The 9,642-nt window shown below is 30.8% G+C and carries 5 protein-coding genes; 4 read left to right on the top strand and 1 reads right to left on the bottom strand.

Annotation, left to right across the window (positions count from 1 at the left end; genetic code table 11):
• Positions 1 to 218: 218 nt before the first annotated feature.
• Entirely contained in the window at positions 219 to 4,313 is a 4,095-nt protein-coding gene (locus I6U48_RS14680; RefSeq protein WP_218321219.1) for an AAA domain-containing protein, read from the bottom strand.
• 342 nt (positions 4,314 to 4,655) lie between these two features.
• On the opposite strand from I6U48_RS14680, the gene I6U48_RS14675 reads away from it, so the two are divergent.
• The 4 genes from I6U48_RS14675 (at position 4,656) to I6U48_RS14660 (ending at position 9,534) form a co-directional block, all read left to right on the top strand.
• Entirely contained in the window at positions 4,656 to 5,678 is a 1,023-nt protein-coding gene (locus I6U48_RS14675; protein ID WP_218321218.1) for a LacI family DNA-binding transcriptional regulator, read from the top strand.
• Between the two features lie 302 nt (positions 5,679 to 5,980).
• Entirely contained in the window at positions 5,981 to 7,522 is a 1,542-nt protein-coding gene (locus I6U48_RS14670; RefSeq protein ID WP_218321217.1) for an ABC transporter ATP-binding protein, read from the top strand.
• Complete coding sequence (locus I6U48_RS14665) at positions 7,512 to 8,615, top strand: ABC transporter permease (protein WP_218321216.1); 1,104 nt, start codon at positions 7,512 to 7,514, stop codon at positions 8,613 to 8,615. The genes I6U48_RS14670 and I6U48_RS14665 overlap by 11 nt, the downstream gene beginning before the upstream one ends.
• Entirely contained in the window at positions 8,608 to 9,534 is a 927-nt protein-coding gene (locus I6U48_RS14660; RefSeq protein ID WP_218321215.1) for an ABC transporter permease, read from the top strand. Before I6U48_RS14665 ends, I6U48_RS14660 begins: the two co-directional genes overlap by 8 nt.
• Positions 9,535 to 9,642: the final 108 nt, after the last annotated feature.

Below are 9,642 nucleotides of genomic sequence, written 5' to 3'. Positions count from 1 at the left end.
GTTCTCAAACAATCAAATCTTCTAAGTTTTTTAAAAATATGAACTAAGACTTGTACCAAAAGTAGTTAAATGTGCCTTCCAGAATGTCAATATATCCCTACGTATAAGTTAAGTGTCTGGTGTGGTTGTCTATACATAAAGAACCAGATCAGAAACCTGACTTATATGCAGGAACATATCCCGGAGTGTAAGTCCACTTTCGGTCGTGGTGTATATAATTATTCCTCAGTAATTGCAGCCTCCAATGATGATTCTAAAGCATCTGGAGTTATTGGGTTTATATTTAACTCAGCAAGCTGCTCATATAGTTTATTCATGGTTTCTTCAGGTTTATAGTAAAATTGGCTTTCTCTTATGATAAAGAATTTCCATCCTACTCTCTGAAGCGTCATACGTCTATTATGAGTTTCTTCCCAGTTAACTGCATAAGCAGTGGTTTCACTGCAGCAGTCTATTGCCAGTCTGTTATTTAATCCCTCGACTACAAAATCTATATTATATTTACCAATACAAACATCTAATTTTATGTTGTAGTACTTACTTTTTAATAAAGTAAATACATCTTTTTTAAAACCAGATATTAAAGTGTTTTCACTGTTAGAAGGTATAGAATATTTGCTGCAGGAATCTAAACAATAGCTTAATATCTCTGATCTTACACACTTAGAATTTAAGCTTTCTAAGTTGACAGAATAGAATAAAAACATTTGGTTTCGTGCTCTGCTAGCGGCAACATTAAATCTCCTTATATCAGATTCTTTGGTTAGAGCAGCAAACTTAGCATTGTCAGCTATAACCATAGATAAAAACATAATATCTCTTTCATCACCTTGGAAGGAGTAAGCATCTCCACAAATTAACTTTCTTGATATCATTTCTTCTATTCCTATTTTATCTTTAAGCATATTTTCGATTATCTCACTTTGAGCTTCTCCCAAAAGAGAGATAACTCCCATAGTCATATCTTGATATTTTGGATCGCTGCAACATTGCACTATCTTCGCTACAATAGCTTCTGCTTCTTTTTCGTTTGTATTTTTAGAGCTATCCTTAATACCATCTATTTTTACTGCACAAACTGTAGGAATAAAAGTATGCTTATTTTCAGGATATCTTAAAGGTATAATTTCTCCTGAATAACATAAGTTGTTGCTAAAGCTTATAATATCTGGAGCACATCTAAAATGTTCTTTAAGGACTAATCTACTCGGGAAGACTCTTAGAGCAGTATGATATAAGCTTGTCTTTAGATCAAACCATTCTTTATGAGGTATATCTCTTAAGTATCTATGAATCAAGTTTTCTACCATTTCGTTATCTTTTCCAATAGCTTCGGGACTTATCTGACACTCATCTCCTACAACAACAGCCCTCTTGCCGCGAAGTAATGCTGTTATTGCAGATATATCACTTTGGCTGCTTTCATCAACAATAACTACATCAAACATATTTTTTTCAAGTTTAATGCTTTCTATAACTTTGTTTAACGGCATAATCCAGACAGGTATAACCTCTTTGCAATTCTCCATTTCCTTTTGGGCTAATTTTCTATATTTTGCAGCGAATTTTCCGGTACCTTTTCCTATTCTCTTTATAGATTCAAGCCATGTAAAAAGACTTCTTTTTTGAGTCTCGTTAGTATGTATTATCTGATTATACCAAGTCTTTTTAGATACTATTTCTTTAATTAAGATTTTTTCTCTAAGTTTTTGTGCTTCTATATCTTGCTCTATTTGTTCAGGTCTTAATTTATAAACTTCATCTAATAAGGATTTTCCAGATTTCCATTTCCATGCTTCATCCCAGTTTTTATATTTATCACTTAAAGTGTTATCTTGCCATTCCTTTAGCAGTTTCTTAAAAAATACAGGACAAATTTCTTTTAATCTAGATAAATATCTATTTATTTTTTCAGCAGTATTATTGATTTCTCTTAAACTCCAAAAGGTATCATACAGTTTTCTGATTTTTACCTTATCAAAATCTGCAATCCAATCAGAGGCTTCATGTAATAGCTCATTATTCAAAAACGATTTTCTGAGTTCTTCAATTTGTTTAGTTAAGCTTTCATAGTCTCTTATATGCTTAATAGCTTGAAGTCCATCTAGGAGATAATTAATGCATTCTTTTTTATAAAGACTTAATTGAGATGGAAGCTTTATATTTTGCAGCAGATTATTTATAGGAATAATATACTCTTCTTCCCAATTTATGATATTAGTTATATCTAATATACTTTCATTAATTATATTAATAAAATTAGTATCAGAATTATTTATGAGTTTTCCACCATGTTCTTTGACGGTATTATTCCATAAATTTTTTAAATTTCTTTCCAGTAATTCTTTTTCTAAAGCTTTATTAAAAATATTGCATTGTTCTTTTGTAGTAATAGGCCTATAATCTACTTCGCAGTCTGTTAATATATAATTTACATTATTATGAAGTAGCTTGAAGATGACATTAGGCTTACCTTTAGCATCTATATGCTTTGAGACTATTTGAAAATCATTTTGAAGCTTACAAATATCTAAGTTACCAGGAAATTTTACATTATGTGAATTAATTATTTGTTTTAGTATATTAATTTGCTTTATATAGTTATTTATGTTAAGTATGATATCGCTCCAAAAATCTTTTGAGTTTTCAGTATTATAATAGGATTTCATTATGGATTTAAGCCAACTGTTTTCAATTCCTTCGATGCTAGACTTTGCATTTGAGCATAGTTTCAATAGCTCATCCAATTCACTATCGCATATATCCACTTCCCATGACTCTATCTTTTTTTTATAATTATAAATAAGCTCATTTAAAGCCTTTATTCTATCTAGTTTTAAAATTAACTCATCATAAGGAGGAAGCCTATATAATAAGCTGCTCACTTTATTTAATTTATCAACTTTAGGTTTTTCTGTAGTATTCATAAGGCTTATAAGGGTGTTAAATTCTTCTGAGGTTAGTGGACATTTTGTTTTAAGTTGTATTTCATCATCAATCCAAGAGAGAGTGAGTTGATTTTTATTTATCCATTTCGATAGATGAGAAATAGTAAAAGTTTCATTTTTATAATTAACAGTTTTATTTTCAAAAGATTCAGCTTCTTTTAAATCTTGCATAAGGTTAGTTATATTTTCCCTACAACTTTTGAGTTGATCTATTAATGGGTCAACTTCCCTTAGTAGCATATTAGGATCTAAGGATAAGTTTTCAGTAATTTTTCGTACTGATTCATCAAGATCTTTTAATGATTTAGCATCGTTTCCTAATAAACTTATGCATAACGATTTTATTTCATCCGGTATTTTATTGGATAAAACTTTTAAAGCCCTATCTGTTTGGCTTGTCACAAGAACTCTTTTTCCATGAGCCATAAGGTGACATATTAAATTTACGATAGTATGACTTTTACCAGTTCCAGGAGGTCCTTGAACGACAACTCCAAAGTTTTGAGCAAGTCTTCGAATTATTTCTTCCTGTTCTTCATTTGCAGGAAGAGGAAATAAGACATCATTACCAATAGAAGTCCATTCATTGGTATCAAAAGAGACCTTTGTATTAATATTTTCCTCAACTAATGCTTGAATAGTTTTAGGAATAGGGTTACCAGCATCTATGTAATCAAGTATACTATTTAATTCAGAATCCCAAAGCCTTGTATCAATATTCCTAAGTATTATACATGGAGCATTATAAATTTCAGGAGTATTAGAAACATTTATGGAAGACAAAGATGTAAGCTCTTTATTTATTGTGATATTTTCTTTTTTATTTAGGCAATTTAACAAGTTAACGGAAATTGATTCTATATCATCAATGTTGCGAGCATCTAGTCCGATGTTCTTTACTTCCAAACTCAAATCCAATATTTTATGTAGATTAGGCAAATCCAAGCCTTCAAAAATACCCATTTCTAAGTTAGTCATGTTATTGTAGGGAGTTAAAGTAAAAACAGCATTTTTAGCATCAAAGGTTAAAGACATCTTTGTAGTAAATATAGGATGAACTATTTTTTCATTATTTATTTTCCAACTTAGGATAGCATGGCCCCAAACTATTTCTAGGTCTTCACTATTTTTTTCGAGTATAGAATATATTCTAAAGAAAGTGTCATAGAGTTCACTACAACTCTTATTTACACGAATCCAATTTTCATCATCTTTTTTATTTAATAGACAACCTTTCTTGTTAATAAGATCTGCTTCTATAATAACTTTTTCGTATTTTGAAACATCACGTATTATTTTTTTGTCTATATTTTTAATGCTAAGCAGATATAAAAATATGTTTCTTATTTTGTCTTGTGTATTCAAAATAAAAACCTCCATTAAATGTAAAATAAAATTACACTTAATTATATCATATATTATGAAAACTATGGTCAAAATTTAACTATAATTTATTTGAAATTCAGGCTATTGAAAAAAGGAAATTTAAATTGTAAAATTATAGAAGGAGCAATGTGATAAAAATATTTTAGAAAGAACTGTTTAAGTTAATGACAGTAAAGATTATTTTAAATTGCAATATAAAAATTTTTTCATATAAGTTTTGAAAAAAATTATATTGAACTTTGTCGTAACATGTTGTATATTAAATATGTAAGCGCTAACATATTTGGATGTGAAATAGATATAGAAATGAGGGTAAGCAAAGTGTCATCAACAATAAATGATATTGCTGAAAGGGCTGGAGTTTCTTTAACTACTGTATCTAGAGTTTTAAATAGTTCAGGATATGTTAAAAAAGAAACTAGAGAAAAAATATTAATGGCAATAGAAGAATTAAATTATACTCCTAGCGCTATAGCAAGAAGTTTATCTAAAAATATAACCAATACAATTGGTGTTATAATACCAGAAATAAATAATCAGTTCTATGGTGAAGTTATAAAAGGAATTAGTTCTGTTTCAGATGAATATGACTTAAATATGATTCTTTGCAATACAGATGACAACATTGAAAAAGAGATAAGGGCTTTAAAGCTTTTAAAAGAACAGAGAATTTGTGGAGTAATAATTGCACCTACATCTGTTGAAGATGAGCTTAACAGTGAATATTTAAAAGCTATTGAGCAGTTAGGGATTCCAGTAGTACTATTGGATGGACATGTTAAGTACTCGGATTTTAATGGAGTTTTTGTGGATAACGTAAGAGGTTCATACGAGGGAACAGAAGCATTAATAAAACAAGGACATAAAAAAATAGCTATAATAACTGGACGTATGAATTCAGACGCTGCAAAGAGCAGACTTTTAGGATATAAACAAGCTCTTGCTATTAACAAGATATCTATTGATGATAGATATATATTGCTTGGAAATTATGGACAAGAGTCAGGATATAATTGTACTAAAGAAATTATACAGATGGAAGATAGACCAACAGCCATTTTTGTATGTAGTAATAAGATGACCTTAGGATGTGTCAAAGCTCTTAGAGAGTATAATATAAGTATTCCGGAGGACATATCTATATTAGGCTTTGATAAAGTAGAATTATTAAATTCTTTAGGTATGAATATTAGTTTTATAGATGGACCTACAACAGAATTAGGTATAACTGCGATGAAAATTCTTGTGGAAAATTTAGAACTTAAACAAAGTTCTAAAATAAAAAAAGTTACTCTGATGCCAAAGGTTGTTTTAAAAGGTTCAGAAAAGTTGATAAACAAATAATTATAAGTTGAAAAAAGATTCACGTTTTTAAAAAATGAATATGTAAACGCTAACACATTCATCGTTATAAATGGGAATAATAAATATGTGATCGTTTTCTTAAAAATTAGATTTAAATATAATTTGTAAAAGGAGGTATGGTGTTTTTTATAAATATAGTATAAATCCTTTTAATTTTATATAAACTAAATTTTTAGTTTAAGAATAAAGAAATATTAAATTTATTATTAATAAAATTTTTTGGAAGGAGGATACGGCTATAGTTTATTAATTATTTAATAGATTAAAGCGGTGGCTGCAATATGGAAAAAGTAATAGAAATGAAGGGCATAACCAAGGTTTTTCCAGGAACAATTGCAAATGATGATGTAGATTTCGAACTGCTAAAAAGTGAAACACATGTTTTGTTAGGGGAAAATGGTGCTGGGAAAACTACGCTGATGAATATCCTATACGGTTTATATCAGCCGGAAAAAGGTGATATATATATAAATGGTAAGGAAGTTAAAATAACCAATCCTAATGATGCCATAAAACTTGGAATTGGAATGGTTCACCAACACTTTATGCTTGTAAGTAACTTTACAGTGGCAGAAAATATAGTTTTAGGAAGAGAACCTAAAAAGGGACTTAAGGTAGACATTAACAAAGCAATAAAAGATGTTGGAGAACTATCAAAAAGATATGGATTTAATATTAACCCTAAATCAGTTATAGAGGATATATCAGTAGGACAGCAGCAGAAAGTTGAAATACTAAAGGCTTTATATAGAGGTGCTGAAATATTAATATTAGATGAACCTACAGCAGTTTTAACTCCTCAGGAAATTGACGAACTTGCAGAAATAATAGAGAACCTTAAAAAAGAAGGTAAATCTGTAATTCTTATAACACACAAGCTAAAAGAAGTTATGAAAATGAGCAATAGAGTTACTATAATAAGACGCGGAAAGGTTACAGGAATAGTTAAAACTTCAGACACTAGTATAAGCCAATTGGCAGAACTTATGGTAGGAAGAAAAGTTAATTTGGTTGTTGAAAAAGCTCCTGCAAAACCAGGTGAAGAAATATTAAAGGTTGAAAATTTAATTGCTAAGGACAGTAGAGGATTAAATGTAGTAAATGGTGTGGGCATTTCTGTTAGAAAAGGTGAGATAGTAGGTATCGCAGGTGTTGATGGTAATGGACAATCAGAATTTATAGAAGTAATTACAGGACTTAGAAAACCTGAAAGTGGAAAAGTAATATTAAATGGAAAAGATATATATGGAAAGAGTCCAAGAGAAATTATAGACAGCGGATTAGGACATATCCCAGAAGATAGACATAAAAGAGGACTTATATTAAAATATTCATTATTTGAAAATGGAATACTTGGACTTCAACATAGAAAACCTTTCAGTAAAGGGATAGTTATGGATTATAAGGCTATAAGAGAACACTGCAGGAGGCTCATAGAAGAGTTTGATGTCAGAACTCCTAATGATGAAGTTCATGCATCAGCATTGTCTGGTGGAAACCAACAAAAGTTTATAGCTGCAAGAGAAATATCAAAAGATCCAGAACTTTTAATTGCATCACAGCCAACAAGAGGAGTAGATGTTGGAGCTATAGAATATATACACAAAAGACTTGTGCAGGAAAGAGATAATGGTAAGGCAGTACTTTTAGTTTCACTTGAACTAGATGAAATTATGGCGCTTTCTGATAAAATTGCAGTAATGTATGATGGAAAAGTAGTAGAGGTTTTAGATAGAAAAGATGCTACAGAACAAAAACTTGGTATACTTATGGCTGGAGGAAGTTTGAGCGAAACAGAAAAAGAGGTGAAGGATGTTGAGTAAAGGAAAGAATAATGAATTTAAGAATCCATTTAAGGATTCACTTAAAGCTATTGCTTTCCCTTTGTTTGCTATAGTTGTTGCTATATTTGTGTCAGTATTCTTTGTTATGTGGGCTAAAGGGTATGGCATAACAGAATATTTCTCAGCGTTAGGTGACTTGTTCAGCACTATATGGAACGGAAGTTTTGGAGATACAAGAAAAACACTAGAAACTATGGTGTATGTAACTCCGCTTATATTTACAGGTATAGCTAATGCTATAGCATTTAAATGCGGACTGTTTAATATTGGAGTTGAAGGTCAATTTGTAATGGGAATGATTTCTGCTTCCTTATTAGGTTTAATACCTGGATTAAGTCCAGTAATTCATATACCTCTAATAATAATAGGTGGTATAATTGCAGGTGGTATCTGGGGGGGAATACCTGGATATTTAAAAGCAAAAATGGGAACAAGCGAAGTTATAAATACAATTATGATGAATTACTTAGGATTATATTTAGCAAACTACATAATATTAAGAACTAGATTTTCAGTAAAAGGTCAATCAAATACACCATTAATACAGAAAAGTGCTGAACTTTTAAGATTTAGTGATATGAGCAGGGCTAATGTATCAATTATAATAGGTATATTAGTTGCAATACTTATATATTGGTTATTTTGGAAAACAACTGTTGGTTATGAAATAAGAGCCGTTGGTATAAACCCATCTGGCGCAGAATATGGTGGAATAAATATAGCGAAGAATATTGCTTTGGCTATGATTTTATCTGGTGCAATAGCAGGCATTGGTGGAGCAACTCATATAGCAGGTGTTATGCATCAGTCACAGGATATGATGGCACTTCCTGGATTTGGATTTGATGGTATGGCAGTTGCATTGCTTGCAAAAAATAATCCTATTGGATGTATACCTTCAGCAATATTATTTGGAGCGCTCAACAGTTCATCAAAGATGCTTCAATTAAATGGAATACCAAAGGAAATAGTTTATTTAATACAATCAATAGTAATTATATTTGTTGCTACAGATTACATTGTTAAATACTTCTCAGAGAGAAAGAAAAGGAAGGTGTTAATCAATGGATAGTGTAATGATATTAGGATTAATAACTGCAACGCTAAGAACAGCAACACCTTTAATATTTGCAGGCCTTGGAGGAGTTTTCTCTGAGAGATCAGGAGTTGTTAACGTAGGTCTTGATGGTATGATGACAATGGGTGCTTTCTTTGCAGTATTTGGGACTTATGCAACAGGAAGTCCAGTTGTAGGTGTAATATGTGCAATACTTGCAGGTTCGCTAATAGCTTTGCTGCATGCATTTTTAAGTGTACATTTAAAATCAGACCAGGTTATATCTGGTACTGCTATAAACCTTTTTTCATCAGCATTGGCAAGTTTTCTTATATTAAAGATATTTAAGAAAGGTGGCCAAACAGATATAGTTGCGGCTCTTCCATATAATATACCAGCTTCAATAAAAGCAATTCCTGTAATTGGACCAATAATTGGAGGAGTAAACTGGTTTGTTATACTAGCAATAATACTTGTATTTGTAGCTAATTTTGTAATATTCAAAACTCCACTAGGTCTTAGAATAAGATCTGTTGGAGAACATCCAAAAGCAGCAGATACATTAGGAATAAATGTTTATGTTACTAGATATTTATGTGTTGTATTATCAGGAGCATTAGCAGGACTTGGTGGAGCAGCATTAGTTGGAGTAACACCAGTATATAGAGAGGGAATGGTAGCAGGACGTGGATTTATAGCACTAGCAGCTATGATATTTGGTAACTGGAAGCCATTTGGAACAATGTGGGCATGTATGTTATTTGCCTTTGGAGGTTCTTTCGAAATCTTTGCACAAGGATTCAGCTGGCATCTACCAACTGAATTCTACTCAAGCATACCATATATACTTACAATGCTTGCTTTAGCAGGATTTGTAGGAAAAACAACTGCACCAGCAGCAGATGGAGTTCCTTACGAAAAAAATGGTAGATAACTAAGATGAGGCTAGAAAATTGATTCTAGCCTTATTTTTATTCATATTATCTTATGCTAAGAACTCTGTTTATGAGTAAAATGGTCTGTTAATATACATACTAATAAT

It is taken from the genome of Clostridium thailandense, assembly GCF_019207025.1.
In the GTDB taxonomy this organism is placed as follows: Bacteria; Bacillota; Clostridia; order Clostridiales; family Clostridiaceae; genus Clostridium_AM; species Clostridium_AM thailandense.
Note: the sequence above shows the minus strand (reverse complement) of the source record. Positions and strands in the feature narration are given on the sequence as shown.